Origin of the sequence: Qipengyuania sp. JC766 (assembly GCF_040717445.1) — a bacterium.
GTDB lineage: Bacteria > Pseudomonadota > Alphaproteobacteria > Sphingomonadales > Sphingomonadaceae > JC766.
The window spans coordinates 868,066-893,014 of sequence record NZ_JBFEFL010000001.1; the positions used below are offsets into that span (position 1 = coordinate 868,066).

General features: G+C 64.8%; 15 protein-coding genes and 1 tRNA gene. 11 read left to right on the forward strand and 5 right to left on the reverse strand.

Annotated elements, in window-relative coordinates:
- Positions 1 to 2 precede the first annotated feature (2 nt).
- The 3 genes from AB1K63_RS04320 to AB1K63_RS04330 all read left to right on the forward strand — a co-directional run bounded on the left by AB1K63_RS04320 (position 3) and on the right by AB1K63_RS04330 (position 7,691).
- Complete coding sequence (locus AB1K63_RS04320; protein ID WP_366958720.1) at positions 3 to 5,054, forward strand: hypothetical protein; 5,052 nt, start codon at positions 3 to 5, stop codon at positions 5,052 to 5,054.
- On the forward strand, positions 5,051 to 7,141 hold the full coding sequence (locus AB1K63_RS04325; RefSeq protein WP_366958721.1) for a DUF11 domain-containing protein: 2,091 nt from the start codon (positions 5,051 to 5,053) through the stop codon (positions 7,139 to 7,141). The genes AB1K63_RS04320 and AB1K63_RS04325 overlap by 4 nt, the downstream gene beginning before the upstream one ends.
- 76 nt (positions 7,142 to 7,217) lie before the next feature.
- A complete protein-coding gene (locus AB1K63_RS04330; protein WP_366958722.1) occupies positions 7,218 to 7,691 on the forward strand; it encodes a low molecular weight protein-tyrosine-phosphatase in 474 nt (157 codons plus the stop codon).
- Here the strand turns inward: AB1K63_RS04330 and recG are convergent.
- Positions 7,688 to 9,748 (reverse strand): ATP-dependent DNA helicase RecG, encoded by a 2,061-nt coding sequence (gene recG / locus AB1K63_RS04335; RefSeq protein WP_366958723.1) that lies wholly within the window; start codon positions 9,746 to 9,748, stop codon positions 7,688 to 7,690. The two genes, AB1K63_RS04330 and recG, sit on opposite strands and share 4 nt — an antisense overlap.
- Positions 9,749 to 9,870: 122 nt before the next feature.
- Between recG and AB1K63_RS04340 the strand changes: the two genes are divergently transcribed.
- From AB1K63_RS04340 to AB1K63_RS04350, 3 genes are read left to right on the forward strand one after another with little or no spacing between them, the layout of a single operon-like run.
- Positions 9,871 to 10,146 (forward strand): succinate dehydrogenase assembly factor 2, encoded by a 276-nt coding sequence (locus AB1K63_RS04340; RefSeq protein WP_366958724.1) that lies wholly within the window; start codon positions 9,871 to 9,873, stop codon positions 10,144 to 10,146.
- Between the two features lie 37 nt (positions 10,147 to 10,183).
- Positions 10,184 to 13,708, forward strand: a complete 3,525-nt coding sequence (mfd, locus tag AB1K63_RS04345) for a transcription-repair coupling factor (protein WP_366958725.1) — start codon at positions 10,184 to 10,186, stop codon at positions 13,706 to 13,708.
- 54 nt (positions 13,709 to 13,762) lie between these two features.
- Complete coding sequence (locus tag AB1K63_RS04350) at positions 13,763 to 16,186, forward strand: prolyl oligopeptidase family serine peptidase (RefSeq protein ID WP_366958727.1); 2,424 nt, start codon at positions 13,763 to 13,765, stop codon at positions 16,184 to 16,186.
- Positions 16,187 to 16,223: 37 nt separating this feature from the next.
- Here the strand turns inward: AB1K63_RS04350 and AB1K63_RS04355 are convergent, their stop codons facing one another.
- On the reverse strand, positions 16,224 to 17,045 hold the full coding sequence (locus AB1K63_RS04355) for an EAL domain-containing protein (RefSeq protein WP_366958728.1): 822 nt from the start codon (positions 17,043 to 17,045) through the stop codon (positions 16,224 to 16,226).
- 107 nt (positions 17,046 to 17,152) lie between these two features.
- On the opposite strand from AB1K63_RS04355, the gene AB1K63_RS04360 reads away from it, so the two are divergent.
- The 3 genes from AB1K63_RS04360 (at position 17,153) to AB1K63_RS04370 (ending at position 19,174) form a co-directional block, all read left to right on the forward strand.
- Positions 17,153 to 17,941 (forward strand): NAD kinase, encoded by a 789-nt coding sequence (locus AB1K63_RS04360; RefSeq protein WP_366958729.1) that lies wholly within the window; start codon positions 17,153 to 17,155, stop codon positions 17,939 to 17,941.
- Between the two features lie 104 nt (positions 17,942 to 18,045).
- Positions 18,046 to 18,120, forward strand: a tRNA-Asn gene (locus AB1K63_RS04365).
- A gap of 391 nt (positions 18,121 to 18,511) precedes the next feature.
- A complete protein-coding gene (locus tag AB1K63_RS04370; RefSeq protein ID WP_366958730.1) occupies positions 18,512 to 19,174 on the forward strand; it encodes a hypothetical protein in 663 nt (220 codons plus the stop codon).
- A gap of 147 nt (positions 19,175 to 19,321) precedes the next feature.
- Here the strand turns inward: AB1K63_RS04370 and secA are convergent, their stop codons facing one another.
- Both secA and AB1K63_RS04380 read right to left on the reverse strand, forming a co-directional pair.
- A complete protein-coding gene (gene secA, locus AB1K63_RS04375) occupies positions 19,322 to 22,069 on the reverse strand; it encodes a preprotein translocase subunit SecA (RefSeq protein ID WP_366958731.1) in 2,748 nt (915 codons plus the stop codon).
- Between the two features lie 98 nt (positions 22,070 to 22,167).
- Positions 22,168 to 22,437 carry a hypothetical protein gene (locus AB1K63_RS04380; protein WP_366958732.1) on the reverse strand — a complete coding sequence of 90 codons (270 nt, stop codon included), beginning with the start codon at positions 22,435 to 22,437 and terminating at the stop codon, positions 22,168 to 22,170.
- 168 nt (positions 22,438 to 22,605) lie between these two features.
- On the opposite strand from AB1K63_RS04380, the gene argJ reads away from it, so the two are divergent.
- Both argJ and AB1K63_RS04390 read left to right on the forward strand, forming a co-directional pair.
- Positions 22,606 to 23,832 (forward strand): bifunctional glutamate N-acetyltransferase/amino-acid acetyltransferase ArgJ, encoded by a 1,227-nt coding sequence (argJ, locus tag AB1K63_RS04385; protein WP_366958733.1) that lies wholly within the window; start codon positions 22,606 to 22,608, stop codon positions 23,830 to 23,832.
- A gap of 23 nt (positions 23,833 to 23,855) precedes the next feature.
- A complete protein-coding gene (locus AB1K63_RS04390) occupies positions 23,856 to 24,632 on the forward strand; it encodes an inositol monophosphatase family protein (protein WP_366960641.1) in 777 nt (258 codons plus the stop codon).
- On the opposite strand, the gene trxA is transcribed toward AB1K63_RS04390, so the two are convergent.
- Complete coding sequence (gene trxA, locus AB1K63_RS04395; protein ID WP_366958734.1) at positions 24,629 to 24,949, reverse strand: thioredoxin; 321 nt, start codon at positions 24,947 to 24,949, stop codon at positions 24,629 to 24,631. The genes AB1K63_RS04390 and trxA overlap by 4 nt on opposite strands.

Genomic DNA, 24,949 nt, shown 5'->3' on the forward strand with positions numbered 1-24,949 from the left:
CCATGACATTCACGAATCGCCTTTTTCGCGCCGGTATGGCGGCCCTTGCCGGGCTGGCCACGCTGAGCGCATCGGGACTGGCCCAGGCCCAGACGGTCGAGAACGTCGCCACTGCCACATGGCAGGACGGCGACCGGACGATTACCGTCGAATCCAACAGGGTCAGCTTCGATATCGCGCCCGCATCGCAGGCGCGGCTGACGACGTTCGTCCCCCTTCCGGGCGCGGGACAGCCGGTCGGCCTGGAAGCAAGTTACTGCACGAATTCGCAAGGCTCGGCCGTTCCGAGCATCGTCGGGCCCGGTAGCGGCCCCGACACGAACATCGCGCCCACCGAAACGCTGCGCGTGGGCCAGACGCTGGTCGTGCGTATCGATGCCGCCGCCGCGAACACCAATTCCGCCGCCAAGGACCGCCTCTCGCTTCGCGTGACCGCGCCCCATGGCGATGTCGAGCGCCTGACGGCGGTCGAGAGCGACGTCGATAGCGGCATTTTCTATGCCACCGTCGCCACCATACCTTTCCCCCCGCCCTTCAGCGCCGGCGATTGTCGCCTGAGCCTGCAGAATGGCGATACGGTGGACATCTCGGCTTTCGTCGCCGGGCGCGACACGCCGTTCCTCATCGGGGCGGTGGACGTGCTGGCCGATCCGTTCGGCCTGGTGTTCGACAGCCTCGACGGCCGCCCTGTCGACGGTGCGCGCGTCACCATTGTCGATGCGGTCACCGGCCAACCGGCGCAGGTTTTCTCCTTCGACGGAGTGACGCCGTGGCCTTCGACCGTCATCACGGGCACCAGTGTGACCGACGGCAGCGGCCTGACCTTCGACCTGCTGCCGGGCGAATACCGCTTCCCGCTCGTCGCATTCGGCAATTACCGCCTGCGCGTCGAGCCGCCCTCCCCCTACACCGCGCCCTCGGACGCGCCGCCGGGCCAGATTGCGAACCTGACGGATCCGCAGGGCCAGCCCTTCGACATCAGCGACGCGTCCTATGGCGGCGTGTTCGCGGTCGACAGCCCGATACCCGTCCGGGTCGACATTCCCGTCGATTCTCCCGGCGGCGACGTGACGATCATCAAGACCGCTTCGCGCGACATTGCGGAGCCGGGCGATGCGATTTTCTACACCGTCAACGTGCGCAACAACGACCGGAGCCGCCCGACGAGCGAGCTGACGCTTACCGACGACGCGTCATTCGGCCTGCGCCTGCGTGCCGAATCCGTTCGGATCGACGGCGAACCGAGCCCCGAGGGTGCTCTGACGCCGGCTGCCGACGGTCGTGGTTTCTCGCTCTTCCTGGGCCGTCTGGGCGCCGGCGAGACCCGCCGCGTGACCTACGCCATGGGCGTGCGTGACGACGCACCTGTCGGTGAAGCGCTCAATCGGGCGGTCGTAACCTCCCCAGGTGCCGATCCGGTCGAAACCGAGGCGAATGTCCGCATCCAGCGCCGCAGCATTGCGGAACGCATGACCATCATCGGCCGCGTGGTCGACGGTGCCTGCGGTCGCCCCGAGGATGCCCGCGGCATTCCGGGCGTGCGGGTCATGCTGGAAGACGGCAGCTTCGCGATCACCGATTACGAGGGCCGCTATCACTTCGAAGGCGTCGTCCCGGGCAACCATGTCGTCCAGGTATCGCGCTACACCCTGCCGGAAGGCGGAGAGTTCGTGGAATGCGTGCAGTCGAGCCGCAGTCAGGGCAGCGCCATTTCGCGCCTCGTCACCGGTCAGGGTGGCAGCCTCGTCCGCGCGGACTTCCATGCCATGCTGCCGGAAGGCACGCAGCTCGCCGAAGCCCCTGCCGACCCGCTCGAATCGCTCGGCAATGTCGAGGCATCGGGCGCCGATATCGACTTCGTTGCCGAGGGTGACGGACCCGACGGGTTCCTCTTCCCGGCCGAAGAATACAATCCGCGTGCGCCGTCCGTGCGCGTGGCGATCCGTCACCGTGCGGGCCAGAAGGTTCGCCTGACGGCCAACGGTCAGGAAGTCGATCCGCTGTCGTTCGACGGTGTGAAGACCAGCGGCGACAAGACCTATGCCGTCAGCGTGTGGCGTTCGATCATCCTCGAAGGTCCCGACACCATGCTGCGCGCCGAAATCCAAGACAAGGACGGCACCGTCGCCGGCCAGTTCCAGCGCAATGTGCACTACGCCAAGATCCCGATGCGCGCAGAAGTCGTGCTGGAAGAATCGCGCCTGATCGCCGACGGCTCCACCCCGCCGGTCCTCGCGCTGCGCATGACCGACCGCTTCGGCAAGCCGGTCCACGCAGGCGTCGCCGGCCGTCTCGAGCTTGCCAGCCCCTACCAGGCGAAAAGCGCCATTGCCGCGCAGCAGAACGCCGAACTGACCGGCTTCGGGGATACCTCCGCCAGCTGGCTGGTCGAGGGCGACCAGGGCATCGCCTATATCGAACTCGCCCCGACCATGATCAGCGGCGCGCTTCGTGCGACCTTCGAATTCAGCGACGGCGAGACCGTGCGCGAGCAGGAAATCGAAACTTGGATCGAGCCGGGCGATGCGCCCTGGACGCTCATCGGCCTCGCCGAAGGTTCGATCGGTGCGCGCACGGTCGCCGACAACATGGAACGCGACGGCAATTTCGACAGCCATCTGGGCGACAATGCCCGCGTCGCCTTCTACGCGAAGGGCCGCGTCCTCGGGAAATACCTGCTCACGCTGGCTTATGACAGCGCCAAGCAGGAAGAGGACCAGCGCCTGCTCGGCACGATCGATCCTTCAGCCTACTACACCGTGTTCGGCGACAATTCGCAGCGCTTCTTCGACGCCGCGAGCCGCGACAAGATCTATGTCCGCGTCGAGAGCAGCACGTTCTACGCCCTCTACGGCGATTTCGAGACCGGCTTCGACCAGACTTACCTCGCCCGCTACCAGCGCATTGCCACTGGCGTGAAGGCCGAGGCGCGCATCGGGCAGGTCCAGGTCGAAGGCTTTGCCGCCAATATCGGTTCGCGCCATCGCCGCATCGAACTGCAGGGCGCCGGTATCTCCGGACCCTACCAGCTCGGCACCCGCGGCATCATCCCGAACAGCGAGACCGTGATCCTCGAGACCCGCGACCGCCTGCGCAGCGAGATCATCGTCGAGCAGCGCGAGCTGGTCCGCTTCGTGGACTACAACATCGACATCCTGTCGGGCACCATCACCTTTGCCCAGCCCGTTCTCAGCCGCGACGCTTCACTGAACCCGCAGTTCATCGTCGTCGATTACGATGTGGACCGCCTGGGCGAGCAGGAGTGGAACGCCGGCGCGCGCGCCACCTGGACCAGCAATGACGGCCGCATCCGCATCGGCGCGACCGGCATCACGGACAAGGGCGACGAAGAGCGCACGACGCTGGGCGCAATCGATGCCCGCATCCGGGTCGGCAATGCCACCGAAATCCGCGCCGAAGCCGCGCTGAGCGAAGGCACGAACGGTTCCGCCAAGGCCCTGATGGCTGAGGTCGAGCACCATTCCGGTAACCTCGATCTGCTCGCCTATGCGCGACAGGTCGACGAGGACTACGGCGTCGGCCAGCAGAACGTCGCCGAGCGTGGCCGTCGCAAGCTGGGTGCCGATGCGCGCCTGCGCATCAGTGATGCCCTGTCGGTGGTCGCGAGCGCCTGGCACGACGAAAGCCTGATCGACGATTCCGCACGTGACGCGCTCGAAGTGCGTGCCGCCTGGCAGACCGACGACACCGACGCCTTCGTCGGCATCGCGCACCTGTCCGATACGCTTTCCGACGGGACCAAGGGCGATTCCACGGTCCTGCAGGCCGGTGCCACCCAGCGTCTGCTGGACAAGCGCCTCGAACTGACGGGCGCCACAAGCGTCGCGCTCGGCGGCACCGACAGCATCGACCTGCCGACCCAGCACAGCCTCGGCGTGCGCTACGCGATCACGCCCGACATCAAGGCGTTGGCCACCTACGAAATCGCCCGCGGCGATGCGATCGACGCGAACACGCTGAAGTTCGGTGCCGAGGTCACTCCGTGGGAAGGCGGACGCCTGATCGGTGCCCTGGGCCGCGATACGATCGGTCGCGATACGCTTGAAACGGATTCCGACCGTACCTTCGCCGCCCTGTCCCTCGGCCACTCTTTCAAGATCGGCGAGCGCCTGATCCTCGACGCGACGATCGACACGAACCAGACGCTCTCGGGCAGCATTTCTCCGCTCGGGGTCGTCAATCCCGCCCAGCCCGTCAGCAGCGGTGGCCAGTTCGGCCCGGGCGGCACCATCGGCGAAGATTTCGCCGCCATCACGCTGGGCGCTGCATGGGGTGTCGGACCCTGGAACGCCCGCATGCGCGGCGAATACCGCGACGGCGAATTCGCCGACCGGATGGGTGCGACTCTCGCGATCATCCGCAAGCTCGGCGAAGGCAGTGTCGTCGGGACCGGCGTCAACTGGACGAAGGCCGACGCGGTCCTAGGCGGTTCCGCGCAGATCCTCGACGCCGCCGTTTCGATCGCGCACCGGCCCGAGGACTCGGCGTTCGCCTTCATCGGCAAGCTCGAATACCGCAGCGACTCGATCGAGAACGCCTTCGAAGGCGGGGATGTCGGCGCGGCGGGCCAGACCGCACTGATCACTGCCGGGGATGCAAGCGCGCGTCGCCTGCTTGCCAGCGTGTCCGCCAACTGGAGGCCGCAGGACGACGAAAACAGCAACAGCACGACGGAAGTCGGCGTGTTCCTGGGCGTGCGCCACAATTTCGACCGCCTCGACGGCTTCGACCTGACGGGAACCTCGCTCCTCGGCGGTCTCGACGCGCGCCTTGGCCTGACCGACATGTTCGAGGTCGGCGGCCGTGCGAATGTCCGTCACGACCTCGAAACGGGTACGACGCTCTTCTCGATCGGTCCGGAAGTCGGCGTGGTCCCGACGAAGAACGTCCTCGTCAGCGTCGGTTACAACGTCGTCGGCTTCCGCGATCCGGACTATTCGGCCTCGCGCTTCACCGATGAAGGTGTCTTCGCCAGCATCCGGATCAAGTTCGACGACGACTTCCTGGGGGGTCTCTTGGGGAACCGCCGATGAGCGGGCCCAGGAATATTCTGGCAAGGCTGACGCTCGCCTTCTTGGCGCTTTTGGCGATGCCGTCGGTCGTCCATGCGCAGGCGACTGCCACGGTCGACTGGACGACGCTTGGTGCCCCCAGCTCTGCCGCGCTGCCCAGCCCGTCCACCGCGACGGCGAGCGACGGCACGACTACCGCGACAGTCACCTATGCGATGGCAGCGTCGGGCACATCGCCTACGCCAATCCTGCCGACCTTCGTCACCTATTACGATCCGGTCTTCGGCAACATCACCGGCTCGCTGCTGATGAATTTCGACAACCCGGCCTACGATCCGAACGACAAGCTGACGACGCAGATCTCGCTGAACCGGGCGGTCACCGGCTTCCAGTTTACCGTGACGGATATCGACGCGCAAAACTGGGTTGATGCTCTCGAGGTGCAGTATGACACTGGTGACGGCGTCTGGCGCAATGCCGCGGATACCGCCGCTTTCTACACTGCGGGGAGCGCTCTGACGCGGACCAACAACACGGTCATGAACGGCTGGCGCGGCAACGCAAACGTGGCGCCCGAGCAGACGACCGGGAACATCGCCTTCAATTTCGGGAACACCCTCGTCCAGCGTGTTCGCGTGATCTATTTCAGCTACACCGGGACCGGCGATCCCGGTGGTCAGGCCGCCGGCATCAGCGACCTGACCTTCAATCGCGCATTTGCCGACCTTTCGCTGGCCAAGACGCTGCTGACCACCAATCCGACCAGCGGCAGCACGGCGACCTTCCGGCTTACGCTGACGAATTCCGCCGCTTCGACACTGACCGCCACGGGTGTTGCCGTCCGCGATACCCTGCCCGCAGGGTTTGTCTATACGGCCGCCACGGGCACGGGGACGTTCAACCCGGCGACAGGCATCTGGAGCCCGGGCAATCTGGCGCGAAACCAGAGTGTTAGCATCGATATCTCAGGAACCGTGGCAGCCACGAGCGGTGCCGTTCTCACGAATATCGCCGAGGTATCGGCGAGCGGCCAGTTCGATCCCGATTCCACACCGAACAATGGCGCGACGGGCGAAGACGATTACGCGACCGCCACGCTGACCGTTGGCGGAACCCGCACCGCGGGCACCCCGCCCGTACTGACCTGTCCGAACAGCACCATCGTCTTCGACTGGGACGCGGTTGCCTGGACGGCTGGTAGCACCAACAATTCCTATCCGCTCGGCACGCTCGGAACCATCGTCTTCAACCTGACGAACGATGGTGCCTGGCTCAACAACGCGGCCTTCGGCGGCCAGCAGCCTGCGCGGCAGAACATCTTCACGGGTGGCTTCCTGCCGGCCCAGTTCTCGCTGGGTCAGGTCGTCGATCACACAAGCTTGGCCGGACGCACCACGACGACGATCGCCCTGCCCGAGCTCATGCAGGGGGCACAGTTCCGCATCTTCGATGTGGACAGCAATCCCGGTCAGTTCGCGGACCTGGTGACCGTCGAGGGCCGTCGGGCCGGAGCGACCGTGACGCCGGTGCTGACCAACGGGGTCGCGAACTACGTCATCGGCAATTCCGCCTACGGCGACGGAGCGTCTGACAACACGGCCAATGCCGGCAATGTCGTCGTCACCTTCTCGCAGCCGATCGACACCATCATCATCCGCTACGGCAACCATGCCGCGGCGCCTGCCGACCCGGGGCAGCAGGGCATTGCGCTGCACGACATCACTTTCTGCCGGCCCGACACGACGATCGTCCCCAGCAAGACGAGCCGGGTAATCTCCGACAACATCCCCGGATCTTCCACGACATTCGCGGTCCCGGGGGCGACGATCGAATACTGCCTGCTCGCCACGAACACCGGTGCATCGGCTGCCTCGAATATCGCGATGAGCGATATACTTCCGCCCGAAGTGACCTTCGTGTCGGGAAGTATCCGGTCCGGCGCGACCTGTGCGAACGCGACGACGGTCGAGGATGACAACGCGATCGGGGCCGACGAAACGGATCCCGCCGGCGCGCAATACCTGACGTCCGGCGAAGTCCGCGCAACGCGCACCACCCTCGCCGCCGGAGCGACCGCCGCGTTCACCTTTCGCGCCACCGTCGACTGACGGAGCGGGCCGGTCGCCGCTTGCATCGCGGCGCCCGTCTACCAGATGGGACATCCAGCAGTTTTCCGGGAGCCCCATGTCGAAACCATCAGTTCTGTTCGTATGCCTCGGCAATATCTGCCGGTCTCCGATGGCCGAAGGCGCTTTCCGGTCCGCTGCCGAAAAGGCGGCCCTCGATGTCGAGACGGACAGCGCGGGAACGGCGGATTATCATGTGGGCCAACCGCCGGATGCGCGCGCCATTCGCACTGCGGCCGATAACGGGGTGGAAATTCCCGGTCTGCGCGGCCGGCAGTTGCGGCCCGACGATTTTGCGCGCTTCACGCATATCTTCGCCATGGACCGCCAGAACCTGAGGAACATCGAGAGCATCCGGTCGGACGACAGCGGCGCGAAAGTCGCGCTTCTGATGGACACGGTGCGCGGGCGCGAAGGCGAAGAAGTCGCCGATCCCTATCACGATGGCGACGAGCAGTTCGCCCTGACCTGGGCGGATGTCGATGCGGCTGCCAAGTCGATCGTCGCTGCCCTGAAAAGCGAGAAGGCCTAGCCCCCGCGCAAGGTCTTCACGCCCCAGTCGCGTTCGAAGAGGTAGAGCAGAATCCGCGCCGCTTCGCCGCGCTTGCCCTCGAGGCCGCCGTCCCGCTCCATCAAGAGCCGCGCGTCGTCGTGCGCCAGCGGCAGCAAGCGGTTGATCTGGTCCAGCGTCGCGATGCCGAAGGCCTGGTCCCCGGACTGACGGGTTCCCAGCAATTCGCCGCCACCTCTCAGCCGCAAGTCCTCTTCCGCGAGCCGGAAACCGTCCTGCGATTCCCGCATGAGGGCCAGTCGCTCGCGCCCCGTTTCCGACAGGGCTTCGCCGCGCAGCAGCAGGCAGGTGGACTTGTCCGCCCCCCTGCCGACCCGGCCGCGCAACTGGTGCAACTGCGCCAGCCCGAACCGCTCGGCCTGCTCGATCACCATCAGCGAGGCCTTGGGCACATCGACACCGACCTCGATCACTGTCGTCGCGACCAGCAGGGATGCGTCCCCGGACGCGAAACGCTGCATCGCGGCGTCTTTCATTTCCGGGGTGAGCTGGCCGTGGACCATGACGACATCGTCGCCGAACCGCTCCTTCAAGGCTGCAAAACGCGCCTCCGCCGCCGCGATATCGTCGCTCTCGTTGTCGCGTACCATGGGGCAGACCCAGAAGGCCTGCTTGCCCTCGGCGATGTGCCGCGCGACACCGTCAACGACTTCGGGTAGCCGTTCGAGAGCAACCACGCGCGTATCGATCGGCTTGCGACCGGGCGGCATCTCGTCGAGGCGACTGACGTCCATTTCACCGTATTGCGCCAGCGTGAGCGAGCGGGGGATCGGCGTCGCCGTCATGGCGAGCGTGTGCGGCTGCCTGCGACCCTTGCTGGCGAGTTGCAGCCGTTGGGCGACCCCGAACCGGTGCTGTTCATCGATCACGATCAGGCCGAGATTGCGATAGGCGACAGTGTCCTGGAAGATCGCGTGCGTGCCCACGACGATGTCGATACTTCCGTCGAGCAGGCCCATGAGGATGCTCTCACGCGCACGGCCCTTGTCCCGGCCGGTGAGCCGCGCGATTTCCACCCCGGTCGGGCGAGCCATCGCCTGCAGAGTTTCGAAATGCTGGCGAGCGAGGATTTCCGTCGGTGCCAGCAAGGCGGCCTGTGCCCCGGATTCGACCGCAACCAGCATCGCTTCCAGAGCGACAACCGTCTTGCCGGCGCCCACATCCCCCTGGAGGAGCCTCAGCATCGGAGTCGTCTGCGCCAGATCGGCCGCGATTTCCGCGTTCGACCGCGCCTGCGCCCCGGTGAGCGGGAACGGCAGGTCCAGCTTCGCGCGAAGCGAGCCAACCCCTTCCAGCGCCTGTCCCTGCCTCTGCCGGTTGGCCGCCCGGACGAGCATCAGCGCGAGCGCGTTCGCCAGCAGTTCGTCATAGGCTAGCCGGTCCCGCGCAATCGCGTCCTCGCCGCGATGCGCGCGTCCGATCGCCTCCGACCAGGTCGGCCAGTCGGCCCGTCCGACCTGCGTCGGCTCGATCCATTCGGGCAGGTCCGGCAGCTTCGCCAGTACCTGCGCCACCAGCGACATGACTTTCGGCTGTGTCAGCCCTTCCGAAAGCGCATAGACCGGCTCGCTCAGCCGTTGCAGCGAGGCACCGTCCTCTTCCAGCACGTGGTCCGGATGGACGATCTGCAACATCTGGTCGTACTGATCGAGCCGTCCCACGACCCAGCGCCTTTCACCGACAGGCAGCTGCTTCTTCGCATTGTAGGATGCGCGTCCGAAATAGGTCAGCGCGCAGACATTCCCCGCGTCGTCCTGCGCCATGACGCGGTAGGGTCCGCGCGGGCTGCGGCTGGACCGGTGCTCTGTGGGTGTCAGCGCGACGATGATATTCTCGCCCGGATGCGCGTCGTCCAGATCGCGCACCGCCCGTCGGGTTACGAAACGCTCCGGCAAATGGAATGCGATGTCGCGCAGGCGTTCGAGCCCCAGCCGGCCGAGCGGCTTTTTGAGCTTGGGCCCTACGCCATCCAGAATTTCGACCTCGGCAAAAAGCGGATTGAGAATATCGGGGCGCATGGCCCTGTCCGCTTACACGCCTTCCGCGGCGGCGCGATAGATGCATGGCCATGTTTTCCCGATGAGGCGTTCCCCCCAGAGCGCCCTTGCGCCGCGCGGCGCCGCTCTCTAGCTCGGGCCCCATGTCCGATCCGACCTTCGCCACCCGCCTCTCCCGCTGCAAGTTCCGCTCCTGGCATCGCGGCACGCGCGAGGCGGACTACATGATCGGTGGTTTCTTCGATCGCTACAGCGCCGACTGGGCCGAAGACGAACTCGCCTGGTTCGAGATGCTGCTCGACGAAGACGACGTCGACATCATGGCATGGGCGCTGGGGACGCAGCCGATCCCGGAGCATGTGGCAGGGGAACAGATGGAAGCCATGAGGCGGCTGGATTACGTGTCGATTGCACGCTAGCGGGAACGGCCCCGCCACAAGTCTCTTTTAAAACACGATGCCCGACCTCAACCGCATTCTCGCGGCCGACACACCCTTGAGTCTCACATCCATCGCCCGCGGCGCACAGCCGCTGGTGATGAGCGACCTTGCGCGCGCCGCCAAGGGACGGGCCGTCTTCATCACGGCGGACGATGCCGCCATGCGCGCGGTGTCCGATGCGGCACGATATTTCGCGCCGGAACTGGAAGTGCTGGAATTTCCGGCGTGGGACTGCCTGCCGTTCGACAGGGCCAGCCCCGCGCTTTCGGTAAGCGCGCGTCGCCTGTCCGCCTTGCATCGCTTGCAGGCCGGGCGAACGAAGGACCAGCTTCTCGTCACCACGGTCAATGCCGTCCTCCAGCGCGTCCTGACGCCTTTCCGCATTCGCGAAAGCATCCGCGAGTTCAAGCCGGGGACGGAAATCGGGCGCGACAGCCTCGCCGCCCTGCTCCAGCGCCAGGGCTACAGCCGTGCCGACACGGTCATCGACAAGGGCGAATACGCCGTACGCGGATCGATCGTCGACATCTTCCCCTCGGGTCTCGACCAGGGTCTGCGGCTGGACTTCTTCGGGGACGAACTGGAATCGCTGCGCAGCTTCGATCCCAACACGCAGATGAGCACCGGACGGCTGGATTCTCATTTGCTGCTGCCGGCGAGCGAGGCGCTGCTCGACGAGGACAGCATCAAGCGGTTCCGCACCCGTTACCGGGAGATGTTCGGCGCGGATGCGACTCAGGACCCGCTCTACGAATCCGTCAGCGAGGGACGGCGGCTCGCCGGAATGGAGCACTGGCTGCCCCTGTTCGAAGAGCGGATGGCGACGCTGTTCGACTATCTCGATGCCAAGGACGATGTCGTCGTCATCGATGCGGCGGCACTGCCTGCGGCCGAAGAGCGCCTGTCGGACATCGCGGATTACCAGGACCAGCGCACGAGTGCATCGGGACAAGCGAAGGGCAGCTATCGTCCCCTTCCCGCTGATGCCCTTTACCTCAAGCAGGACGAGTTCGCCGCGGAGCTGGACAAGGCGCCCGCGCACCGGACGAAGATTTTCGCCGAACCCGACACCGAGGGCACGATCGATTTCGGCTTCGGCTCCGCGCGCGATTTCGCGCCGGAGAGAGCACGCGGGGACAATGTCTATGAAGCGGCGGCGGACCATCTCAAGGCTCTTGCCAAGGCCGGCAAGAAGACGCTTTTCGCCGCCTATTCCAACGGCAGCCGGGCACGTATCGCGTCGATCCTGACGGAAGCGGGCGCGGCAACCCAGACGGCGGAAACCTGGCAGGAGGCGCTCGGCCTGGCAGCCAAGGGCAAGTCTGTCGCACTGGTCCTGCCGCTCGATACCGGGTTCTCGAACGACGAGATCGAACTCGTCACCGAGCAGGACGTGCTGGGCGACCGGCTTGTCCGCAGGCGCAAGCGCCGCAAGGATTCGGATGCGTTTCTCGCCGAACTGCAGGCGCTCAACCGCGGCGACCTCGTGGTCCATGTCGAGCACGGGATCGGCAAGTATCTCGGGCTCGAGCCGATCGCCGTGGGCAAGAGCCAGCACGACTGCGTGATGCTGGAATATGCCGGAGGCGACAAACTCTACATCCCGGTCGAAAACATCGACGTCCTCAGTCGGTACGGCAGCAGCGAGGAAGCCGTCACGCTGGACAAGCTGGGCGGGGAAGCCTGGCAGAGGCGCCGGTCCAGACTGCGCGAGCGCATCCGCGAGATCGCGAACGAACTGATGAAGACCGCTGCATCGCGGTCGCTGAAGAAGGCGCCCGTCCTCGAAGCGGACGGCTCCTCCTACAACCAGTTCGTCGATCGATTCCCTTGGGAAGAAACCGACGACCAGGAACGCGCCATCGAGGACGTGCTGCGCGATCTGGAGAGCGGCAGACCGATGGACCGGCTGGTGTGCGGCGATGTCGGCTTCGGCAAGACCGAGGTCGCCCTGCGCGCAGCCTTCGTGGCGGCCATGAACGGGCAGCAGGTGGCCGTCGTTGCGCCTACGACCTTGCTCGCCCGCCAGCACTACCAGAATTTCGCCGATCGCTTCGCCCCCTTCCCGTTGAAGGTCGGCCGCCTCAGCCGCCTCGTTCCGTCCAAGGAGATGAGCGCGACGCGCGACGGTCTCGAAAAGGGCGATATCGACATCGTGATCGGCACCCACGCCATCCTTTCGAAATCCACCAGCTTCAAGAACCTGGGCCTGGTCATCGTGGACGAAGAGCAGCGCTTCGGGGTCACGCACAAGGAAAAGCTCAAGCAACTGCGGTCGGATGTCCACATGCTGACGCTGACCGCGACGCCGATCCCGCGTACCCTGCAAATGGCCATGAGCGGCTTGCGCGAACTCAGCACCATCCAGACCCCGCCGGTCGATCGCCTGGCGGTCCGCACCTACGTGATGGAATGGGACGACATGGTGATGCGCGAGGCCCTGCTGCGCGAACACCATCGCGGCGGCCAGAGCTTCATCGTCGTCCCGCGCATTTCCGACATGGAAGGCATCGAAGGCTGGCTGCGCGAAACCGTGCCGGAAGTGAAGGTCGTGACCGCGCACGGCCAGATGGGTGCCGGCGAGATCGAAGAACGGATGAGCGCGTTCTACGAGAACAAGTACGATGTGCTGCTCAGCACGACGATCGTCGAAAGCGGCCTCGACCTGCCGAGCGCGAACACCATCATCATCCATCGCGCCGATATCTTCGGCCTTGCCCAGCTCTACCAGCTGCGGGGCCGTGTCGGCCGGTCCAAGCTGCGCGCATATGCCTACCTGACGCACGAGAAGGATGTCGCCCTTTCCGAGGTCGCTGAAAAGCGCCTCAAGGTGCTGGGCGACCTCGACAGCCTCGGTGCCGGTTTCCAGCTCGCCAGCCACGATCTCGACATCCGCGGCGCGGGCAACCTGCTGGGCGACGAGCAGTCGGGCCATATCCGCGAAGTCGGTTTCGAACTCTACCAGTCGATGCTGGAAGACGCGATCCTGGCCGCAAAGGCCGGCGAGATGGGCCTCGACCCTGCCGAGCGCGACACGGTCAGTCCGCAGATTACCGTCGATGCGCCGATCATGATTCCGGAAGACTACGTGCCCGATCTCGCCGTGCGCATGGCGCTGTATCGCCGCCTGAACGATGCGCGCGACAAGGCCGAGATCGAGGCGCTGGCCGCCGAGATGATCGACCGGTTCGGCGAACTGCCGGCCGGAACAGCCAATCTGGTCCGCCTCATAGAGATCAAGCATCAGGCGATCGCAGCCAACATCGCCAAGATCGATGTCGGCGCCCGCGGAACGCTGGTGACGTTCCACAAGGACGACTTCCCCGATCCCGCCGGCCTGATCGCCTATGTCGACAAGCGGAAGGATTCGGTCCGTCTGCGTCCGGACATGAAGCTGGTGGTGGACCGGGCCTGGGGCGATCCGCAGAGCCGACTGAACGGCCTGTTCCAGCTCACCAAGGGCCTCAGCACGATCGCCTCGCGCGCGAAGGACGGGAAGAAGAACGTCCCATCGACGAAGGGCGAACCGCAGACGGCGTAAGGCGTTGCTCCGCGCGATCCTTTCCGACTAGGCTGGCCGGGAGGGAGAAATACCATGCATCGTGTTCTGACCAGATCCACCGCCGCGATCGCGCTTGCCATCGGGGCCGGCTTCGCCATGCCTGCCATCGCGCAGGATGGATACCAGTTGCCACCGCAGGACGTAACCGACATCGTGACCCGCGCCCCCAGCCCCGGCGTGTCGGTTTCGCCGGATAACGACCAGATGCTCCTTCTCGCGCGGGAAGCCCTTCCGCCGGTCGCCGAACTAGCGAAACCGATGGAGAAGCTGGCAGGCCTGCGGCTCGATGCGGCGACCAACGACCGGCACGGAACCCGCGCGACGGTCGGCCTGTCCCTGCAGGATATCGACAGCGGTACGGTCCGCCCGGTCGCACTGCCCGCCAATGCCGATATATCCGACGTGTCCTGGGCACCGGACGGTTCGCGGGTCGTCTTCACGAACACGCGCGCCGACGCGATTGACCTGCACGTGCTCGACACCGAAGCCGCGACCTCGCGCAAGGTGATGGACGGCGGCGTCAATCCGATCTTCCAGAATGCGCGATGGCTGCCCGACGAACGACTGCTGGTCCTGACGATTCCTGAAGGCCGCGGCGCGAAGCCGGTCGAATCGCTGACCCCGACCGGTCCCGCCATCCAGGACGCCGCGGGCGGGGAGGAAGCGCAGACCCGCACCTATCAGGACCTCCTCGAGAACCCGTATGACGAGGCGCTGTTCGAATGGCTGGCCACCAGTCAGCCGGTCGTCATGGATGCTGATGGTGGCAATGTGCGGGAGATCGGCGAACCGCGCATCTACACCAGCGTCAGCCCGTCGCCCGACGGGCGTTACCTGCTGATGGAGTGGCTGGAAAAGCCGTTCTCATACCAGGTTCCCTATTACCGCTTCCCCACCACCAGCGCGGTCTACACGATGGAGGGCGAACTGGTCGAAACGATCGTTCGCCAACCGCTTGCGGACGCCTTGCCCGTCCAGGGCGTGGTGACTGGCCCGCGCAACATCCAGTGGCATCCGACGGAGGACTCTCTCCTGTTGTGGGTCGAGGCGCAGGACGGCGGCGACCCGCGGGTCGAGACGGACAATCGCGACAACATCGTGGCGGTCACCGCGCCGTTCTCCGGCGAGCCGCGCGTGCTGGCCCGACTGGAAGACCGCGCTTCGGGTGCCTTCGGGATCGACGGGTCCGACGATCTCATCGCCTACGAATACGACCGGGACACGCGCGAAATCCGGCAGACGCTGATCGACGTGACGGGCGGAGACGCGCCGCGCGAGATCAACATCCGCAATGCGCAGGATGCCTATGCCGATCCGGGCAGTCCGCTCTTCACCTACACCGATCGCGGCTTCTCGGTCGCGCGCAATGTCGACGGCAAGCTGTTGCTAACAGGGTCCGGCGCGACGCCCGAAGGCTATCGCCCATTCCTGCGCCGCTTCGACCTCGACACACTCGAAACCGAGGAGGTCTGGCGCAATTCCGGGGAACAGCTGGAATCGGTGGTCGATGTAGTTTCGGACGACGGCAGCGAGTTCATCACCTACTTCGAAAGCCCGCTCAATCCGGGCAACTTCAAGCTCTACCGGGACGGCACCGACCGCTTCCTGACCGACTTTCCCGACCCGCATCCCGAACTGACCGGAATCAAGCGCGAACTGGTGACCTACAAGCGCGCCGACGGCGTCGACCTCACCGCCACTCTCTACCTCCCGCCGGGATACAAGGAGGGCGACAAGCTGCCGGTCGTCGTGTGGGCCTACCCGATGGAATACAACGACGCGGCGACGGCGGGCCAGAACCGCGATTCACCGTATCGCTTCACCCGCATCGGGGGATATTCGCACCTGTTCTTCCTGACGCAGGGCTATGCCGTTCTCGACCGCGCGGCCATGCCGGTGGTGGGAGCGGACCCGGAAACGGTCAACGACACCTTCATCGAACAGATCGTTGCGAGCGCGCAGGCGGCCATCGACTTCACGGTCGAGCGCGGCTTCGGTGACGGCGTGCGCGTGGGCGTCGGCGGGCACAGCTACGGCGCGTTCATGACGGCGCACCTGCTGGCGCAGAGCGACATCTTCAAGGCGGGCATCGCACGATCGGGCGCCTACAACCGTACGCTGACGCCGTTCGGGTTCCAGTCGGAACGGCGGATCTTCTGGGATACGCCGGAAACCTACTACAAGCTCAGCCCCTTCATGGCCGCCGACCAGATCGACGAGCCGATCCTCTTCATCCACGGCGCCAACGATTCCAATTCCGGCACATTCCCGCAGCAATCCGAACGCATGTTCGCGGCGGTGAAGGGGACCGGAGGAACCGCGCGCTTGGTCATGCTGCCGCACGAGGATCACGGGTATCGCGGACGGGAATCGATCCTGCACACGCTGGACGAGATGTTCGACTGGTTCGACCAGCACGTGAAGAATGCCGAGGTCGAGGTGACCGCGGCGCCCTAGCCCGCCATCCGGGACGGGGCTGCGCCCGGCGCGGCCCCTAACCCTTCAGCAGGCTGTCGAACGCATCGGCGGACATGGGCTTCGCGCCGAGGAACCCCTGCCACCGGTCGCACCGTTCGCGGCGGACCGCATCGCGCTGCGCGTCGGTTTCCACGCCTTCCGCGATCACTTTCAGTTCGAGAGCCTCGGCCATCGCGACGATGCCCTGCAGCACTGCAAGGTCCGTCGGCTCGTCAACGATCCCCTGCACCATCGACCGGTCGAGCTTCAGTGCGTCGAGCGGCAGGACCTTGAGATAGCGGAAATTGCAGAAGCCCGCCCCGAAATCATCAAGCGCCACCGCGATCCCCTCGTCCGCCAGGACGCGCAGCAGCACAGCCGCCCGGTCGAGCTCCGGCACCAGCGCCTGCTCGGTGATTTCCAGCGTCAGGCGGTCGGCGGGAAAACCGGTCGCTTCCAGATCCTCGAACAGCGCCTTGGCAAATGCAGTGTCCGCGAGGTCGTGCGCCGTGACGTTGAGCGAAAGCCGCAAGTCCTCCGGCCAATTCAGTGCGGCCGTCATCGCCTTGCGATAGACATACGATGCCAGCACCTCGGCAAGGTCGGTCTGGCGCGCAATTTCGAACAGCGTGTCGCCCGACACCGGGTGATGCCCGCCGAACGGCCAGCGCACCAGCGCTTCCGCCCCCGCGATCGTATCGTCGGCGCATGCGAATTGCGCCTGGAAGAGTATGTCGATCGAATCGTTCTCGATCGCCCTGCGCAACGCGCTGCCAAGGCCCTGGACCGCGGGATTGCGCCGGTCCGTACGGGAGCGTCTGTCGATGATTGGATCGGCCATCAGGAGGGCATAGGACATTCGCGACCCATACGCATCGCCAATCGTCGCGCGCGTGCGCTTTGCATCCACGTTGCCAAATGGGACAGGCCCCAATAGGGACAGGGGCCTGGCGAGCGAGGGGATACATGAGCGACAGGCACGGTTTCACGCGGCTCGCACTGGCGATTTCCGATACGGCGCGGGCGCAGGAAACCGCGGCGGCCCTGCGCGAAGCGCATGACTGGGTGTCCGAGGACGAGGCCGAAGCCGTCGTGGCGCTGGGCGGCGACGGCTTCATGCTCCAGACGCTTCACCGGATGCTCGAAGGCGGCGCCGTAAAGCCGGTCTATGGCGTGAACCGGGGGACCATGGGGTTCCTGATGAACAAGCACCGGCCCTCCTCCAAGCTAATCGACCGGATCAACCGCAGTCGCAGGATCGCGATTTCGCCCCTCCAGATGAAAGCCACCACGCAAGACGGCACCAGCCACTCGGCCTGTGCGATCAACGAGGTGTCGCTGCTCAGGGAAACGCGCCAGACCGCCAAGATCGAAGTCCAGGTGGACGAGAAGGTGCGGATCAAGGAACTGGTCGCGGACGGCATCCTCGTCGCGACGCCCGCCGGTTCGACCGCGTACAACCTGTCGGCCAACGGCCCCATACTGCCGCTCGAATCGCAGCTTCTCGCCCTGACGCCCATCAGCGCCTTCCGCCCACGCCGCTGGCGCGGGGCGATCCTGCCAGACCGGGCGCGGATCACGCTGCGGATCAATGAACATGACAAGCGCCCGGTGGCCGCCGTGGCCGACCAGCAGGAAATCAGGGACGTGGCCGAAGTCCAGATCGAGCGGCTGCGCGATACCGACCTGACGTTGCTGTTCGATCCCGGCCACTCGCTCGATGAGAGGATCGTGTCCGAACAGTTCATGTTCTGAATCGACGACCCGAAATGGCGTTTGGGGGCTTGCCATCGCGCCAGCCCCGCCATATAGGCCCGCCCTCGCCCGGAACGAACGTTCAAACACGGGTTCTGGGCTGCTCCCCGATAGCTCAGCGGTAGAGTAGGTGACTGTTAATCACTTGGTCGTTGGTTCGAATCCAACTCGGGGAGCCACTTTTGCCTCGTAACGCGCAGTTACGTCGAACAATCTGTGCCCCTGCCCTGGGGCATCCCCACACATGGTACTGCTTCGCTCGGTAGCACTGCTTCCGTGGGGTTCTTAAGCGCTTTTGGCTGCCGTAATTACTCGAGCACACCGCTAATCAAAGCGCCTCTTCGGACGCGGTCCTGCCAATCGTATAGACACCATGAGTCTCTCAACCCCCAATGCAATCGCCAGAGTTCCTGCCTTCGGTTCAATCTGACGCATTTTCAATTCGGAAAGCTCTGTCACGTCGAGCGAGCTCAAGAAATAGGATTTCCTAAACGGTTCAAACGTAATCGGTACCGCAAGAGAGCAGATCAATCCGAAATGCTCATCAAACGAGAGACTTCGGATACGCCGATGACGCGCGATGTTCTTCTAGCCTGCTTGGCCTTTCTCACACTCACCGCTTGCGATAGCTCAGAAACTGTTCGGTATCGACTGACAGTCGAGGTCGATACGCCGCAAGGCGAACGTGAGGGCTCGAGCGTAATCGAGGTCGAGGTTCGCGAACAGCCGCCGGGCCCGACCTTGGGGAACAAGGTTCGTTTGCGTCACCATGGCGAGGCGGTGGCGGTCGACATGCCCAATGGAAAGACGCTTTTTGCGTTGCTCTACAATGAGCGGGATCTTGTCGAAGCAGGCAACCTTTACCCTTGGCGTGCGCTGCTACCCGCCCCTGGCGGTGATCATGCCTGGGGTGTGCGGGCAGCCCGAAATTTAGAGAAACGCGAAGGGCCCTATCCGCTTCCGCCTGCGTTCTATCCAACTTTTGTCACGTTCGACGATCCAACCAATCATGCTACCATCATTCTGTTGGACAAGGATGACATTGCTGCCGAATTCGGCTCCGGCACAAGAATTAGCAATGTCACAGTTGAAATGACCGATGATCGGGTGACGAGGGGACTACCAGATCGTTTGCCGTGGCTAACAGATCCCACCCTCGAGTCCTCGCCCAACGATGTTTATCCGGAAGGCTTACCATTGGGTAATTTTCGCGGACTCTTTCATAGGAAATGAGTTCAGTTCATAGAAAACGAGGTCGGGTTTCCAAAGATTGGTTTCCACCCTTGGTAATGTAATACAATCTCGAAGGAGCCCCTTTTTCCAGCATTGGAACTGAAAGGGGCCTGACCGCATTGGCGGTCAGGCCCCTTTCGTTGTGGGTCACGCCATCGCGCCGTGGCAGTGCTTGTACTTGTTGCCCGAACCGCAGGGGCACGGGGCGTTGCGGCTGATATTCTGGTCCGCATACGGGTTGTCGGGGAAGTGGCCGCCCGGCCCTGCAGCAGCTTGGGCGGAACCGGCGAGTGCCCCAAAATGGGCTGCCTGCGTTTCCGAACCGTCTCCGTCGTTCGAATTGTCGAGGCCCGTCAGCGGATCGATGTGACCGGTCAGGAAGTCCGGCAGGTCCGGCAGCGATTCCTGCGGCGGCGGGGCCATGCGCAGTTCGCTCTTGATCAGGATGCCGGTGACGTCCTGGCGTAGCGTGTCGAGCATGCTTTCGAACAGGCCGAACGCTTCCTGCTTGTATTCGTCGATCGGCTTCTTCTGGGCGTGGGCACGCAGCCACACGACCTGCCGCAGCGCATCGAGCGTTGCCAGGTGTTCCTTCCAGTGATGGTCGAGCCGATCGAGCAGGATCGACTTTTCCACCCGCCGCCACAGCTGCGGATCGGATTCGGCGACCTTGCGGTCCATCACCTCGGCCGCCATCGCGGAAATGCGTTCCTCGAAGATTTCCGGTTCGATCTGGTCCTCTTCCAGCCATTCGTCGATCGGCGGGTTGAGGCCGAGGACTTCGTTGACGTTGGCCTTCAGGCCCTCGACGTCCCACTGTTCCGGATAGGAACCCGGAGGACAGCTTTGCGCCACCAGCGCGGCGATCGTGTCCTGCCGCATGTCCAGCACCACGTCGTCCACGGTCTCGCTGTCCATGATCTCGCCGCGCTGTTCGTAGATGACCTTGCGCTGATCGTTCATGACGTCGTCGTATTCGACGACCTGCTTGCGCACGTCGTAATTGCGCGCCTCGACCTTCTTCTGCGCGGTCTCGATGGCCTTGGACAGCCATTTGGACCCGATCGCCTCGCCGTCTTCCAGGTTGGAGTTCATCATCCGCGCGAACAGCGTGTCCGGGCCGAAAATGCGCAGCAGGTCGTCTTCGAGGCAAAGGTAGAACCGGCTGAGGCCCGGATCGCCCTGGCGCCCGGATCGGCCGCGCAGCTGGTTGTCGATCCGGCGGCTTTCGTGCCGTTCGGTGCCGAGCACGAACAGGCCGCCTGCATCGAGCACGCGCTGCTTTTCCTCGCGCACTTCCTGCTTGATCCGTTCGATCGCGGCATCGCGGTTCGGACCTTCCTCTATCTCGCCGAGTTCGTCGCCCACGCGGAATTCGACATTGCCGCCCAGCTGGATGTCGGTCCCGCGACCGGCCATGTTGGTGGCGATGGTCACCGCACCCATGCGGCCCGCCTGTGCGACGATGTGCGCCTCGCGCTCGTGCTGGCGGGCGTTGAGCACTTCGTGCTTCACGCCTTCCTTGTCGAGGAACTGGCTGAGGAGTTCGGACTTCTCGATCGAGACGGTACCGACGAGCACCGGTTGGCCGGTTTCCTGCTTCTCCTTGATGGCCTTCGCGATGGCCGCGAACTTGTCCATCGTGTTCTTGTAGAACTCGTCTTCCTCGTCGATGCGGGCGACGGGGACGTTGGTCGGGATCTCGACCACGTTCATCTTGTAGATGTCCCAGAACTCGCTCGCCTCGGTGGCGGCGGTGCCGGTCATGCCGGACAGCTTGGGATACATGCGGAAATAGTTCTGGAAGGTGATCGAGGCCATGGTCTGGTTCTCGGGCTCGATCTTGACCCCTTCCTTGGCTTCCACCGCCTGGTGAAGGCCGTTGGACCAGCGGCGCCCGTCCATCATGCGGCCGGTGAACTCGTCGATGATGACGACCTTGTCGTCCTTGACGATGTAGTCGGTGTCTTTCTTGAACATGATGTTGGCCTTGAGGGCCTGGTCGAGGTGATGGACGACCTGCGTGTTCTCCACGTCGTAGAGATTGTCCGTCTCGAGAAGGCCGGCCGCGATCAGCAGCTTCTCGACCTCCTCGATACCGTCTTCGGTCCAGCTGATGTTCTTGGTTTTCTCGTCGGCCTCGTACCAGTCCTCGTCGACCTTCTTCACGACCTCGTCGATGGTGACGTAAAGGTCGGTCTTGTCCTCGGTGGGGCCGGAAATGATCAGCGGCGTGCGCGCTTCGTCGATCAGGATCGAGTCCACCTCGTCGACGATCGCGTAGTTGAAGGGGCGCTGCACCATCTGCGCCTTGTCGTGCTTCATGTTGTCGCGCAGGTAGTCGAAGCCGAACTCGTTGTTGGTGCCGTAGGTGATGTCGGACCCGTAGGCTTCGCGGCGCTCGAACTCGTTCAGGTTCGGCACGATGACGCCGACCGTCAGGCCCATCCAGTTGTGCAGGCGGCCCATCCATTCCGCGTCGCGCGATGCGAGGTAGTCGTTGACGGTGACGACATGGACGCCCTTGCCCGAAAGCGCGTTAAGGTAGGTGGCGAGCGTTGCCACCAGCGTCTTGCCCTCGCCGGTCTTCATCTCGGAGATTTCGCCGCGATGGAGGACGATGCCGCCGATCATCTGCACGTCGAAGTGCCGCATGCCGAGCACGCGCACGGATGCCTCGCGCACGGTGGCGAAGGCTTCGGGCAGGATGTCGTCCAGCGTGCGCCCTTCGGCGAGCTGCTGGCGGAACTTGACGGTCTGGCCCTGCAGTTCCTCGTCGGAAAGGGCCTGGATCTGCTCTTCCAGAGCGTTGATCTCGTTGACGATCTTGCCCAGCGACTTGACGTAACGGTCGTTGGACGAGCCAAAAATGGACTTGCTGAGAGCCTTGAGCATGAGGTGCTGCTTCCCGGATAATGTCAGAATATGCGATTGCGCCGCCCGAGCGTGCGGCATCGGGACGACAGGAACTTCGGATTATGAAGAACGACGCGCTATTCGAGCGCGCGGTCGGGACCGAGCTGGACCGTGGGGAGATAGATGACGATCGGCTTGCGGACCTTGCACGGTCCGCGCTCTCCCGGCTTGCGGTCGCCCGCTTCCTTCGCGCTGCGACAGCGGCAACGCTGTTCCTCGCTGCCGGGCGTGCATTCCTGCGCCGCCGCGGCCTGCGCGGTCGAACCGAGCGCCGCGGCATGCGCAGGCGCGTTCACGGCGGCGAGGCCGGTGAGAAGCACGAGGCAGGCGATCAGGCGACGGAACATCGCGGCTGACATAGGCCACAAGCTGCCATTCGTCCACCTTGCAGTGGATCCTGCGGCAATCATTCCACGACCACGAACTGCGTTGCCGAAGTAATGATGGGGTAACGGCCGTGTCGAACGACCTGTTCTGCCTTGCCGGCATTTGCCGCTGATCTTACGGCGGCACGCATGGAACTCAAACCCTCTCCCCTGGCCCTGCCCTTTCCCGACTTGCCCGGCATCGGCGGCGTGACCCTGCGCGTGGCCCGCGCACGCTACAAGGACTGGGACCGGGCGGACCTGACCTATGTCGAACTGGCGCCGGGAACGGCCGTTGCCGGCGTCCTCACGCGCAGCGCCTGCGCTTCCAGCGAGGTCGAGATGGGGCGTGAGCAGGTGCGCGACGGCAGCGCACGGGCATTGGTGGTCAATGCGGGCAATTCCAACGCCTTTACCGGCTATCGCGGGCGCGAGGCGGTCGAGCAGATCATGGCGCAAGTGGCGGATCATCTCGGCTGCGCGCGGGGCGAGGTGTTTGTGTCCTCCACCGGTGTGATCGGAGTTCCCCTCCCGCGCGACCGGGCGAAGGCCGGCATCGATGCCGCGCTGACCGCCGATCCGTGCGACTGGGAAACGGCCGCCGCCACCATCGGCACGACCGACACGTTCCCCAAGGGGGCAGGCGCCGCGGCCATCGTGGGCGAAACGCGCGTAGAACTGGCCGGCATCGTCAAGGGCAGCGGAATGATCGCGCCCGACATGGCGACCATGCTGGGCTACGTGTTCACCGATGCGGCGGTCGCCCCCGCCTTCCTCCAGCAGTTGCTGACCGACATCAACCGGCGGACCTTCTCCTGCATCACGGTCGACGGGGATACCTCCACCAGCGACACAGTGCTGGTCTTCGCCACCGGCGCTGCTTGCAATCCGCCCATCGCCTCGTTCGACGATCCGGGCGCGGATGCCTTTGCCGGCGCGCTCGAGGATGTCTGCCGACGGCTCGCGCACCTGGTCGTGCGCGACGGCGAAGGGGCGAGCAAGTTTATCGAGGTCGCGGTGACGGGCGCCGTTTCGGACGAGAGCGCACATCGCATCGCGCTGTCGGTCGCCAATTCCCCGCTGGTGAAGACCGCCATCGCCGGAGAGGACGCGAACTGGGGCCGCGTGGTCATGGCCGTGGGCAAGGCCGGCGAACCCGCAGACCGCGACCGACTTTCCATCGGTTTCGGCGGGCACTGGGCCGCGCGCGAGGGCCAGCCCGTCGATCCGCTGGACGAAGCACCGCTCGCCGAACACCTGCGCGGACAGGACATCCGCATCGACGTGGACCTCGCGCTCGGCGACGGACGCGCGAGCGTCTGGACCTGCGATCTCACCCACGGCTACATCGCCATCAACGGCGACTACCGCTCGTGACGCCCGACGCGCTCCATGCCGAAATGGAACGCCTGCTGCGCCGGGTGAACGAGACCGCAATCTTGCCGCGCTACCAGGCGCTGGAGGCCGGGCAGATCGAGGACAAGGGCGGCAACGATCCGGTGACCGTGGCGGATCGCGAAGCGGAAGCCATGCTGGCCGAAGGGCTGCGCGCCCTCGCGGACCTGCCCGTCGTCGGCGAGGAAGCCGCCCATGCCGATCCGGCGATACAGGATGCGCTGGGCAGCGATTGCTGGATCGTCGATCCGCTCGACGGGACGCGAAACTTCGCGAAGGGGAAGCCACCCTTCGGCATCCTGATCGCGATGGCATCGGGCGGCATCGCGCATACCGGCTGGATCTTCGATTGCCTGACGGGCCGGCTGTGCATTGCCCATCGCGGCAAGGGCGCGTTCGTGGACGGCGAGAAGATCGCGGCCCGTCCGACCGGACAGCCAAAGCCAGTCGCCGCCATATCGCTGGTGTTCCTGGACGATGCGAAGCGCGAGGCGATCAGGCAACATGTCGCGCCCGACTACACGCTGGTTGACATCCCCTACTGCGCCGCGGAACAATATCCACGCCTCGCGCTGGGCGAGAACGACGTCTCTATCTTCGAACGCACGCTGGCATGGGACCATGCCGCGGGCGTGCTGTGGCTGAACGAGGCCGGCGGCATGGTCGCGCGGCCCGACGGATCCGCCTACCGGGTGGACGAATGGGACCGGCCGGGCCTCATCAGCGCAGCCAGTCCGGAACTATGGGAGGCGCTCGCAGCGAAGCTCGCGCGGCTCGCCTAAAGCTCGCTTTCGATCCACTGCTTCAGCTGGCCCTTGGGCGCAGCGCCCAGCTTCTGCGCGACCGGCTTGCCGTCCTTGTACAGGACCATCAGCGGAATCGACTGCACGCCGATCTCGCCCGGCACGCCGGTATTCTCCATGATGTCCATTTTGGCGATGGTGATCTTGTCGGCCAGCTCGTCGCTGATTTCTTCCAGCGCCGGCGCGATCATCTTGCACGGCCCGCACCACTCGGCCCAGAAATCGACGAGCACCGGCTTGTCGGCTTCTAGGACATCCGACTGCCAGCTGTTGTCGGTTACGTTGATCGTGGCCAT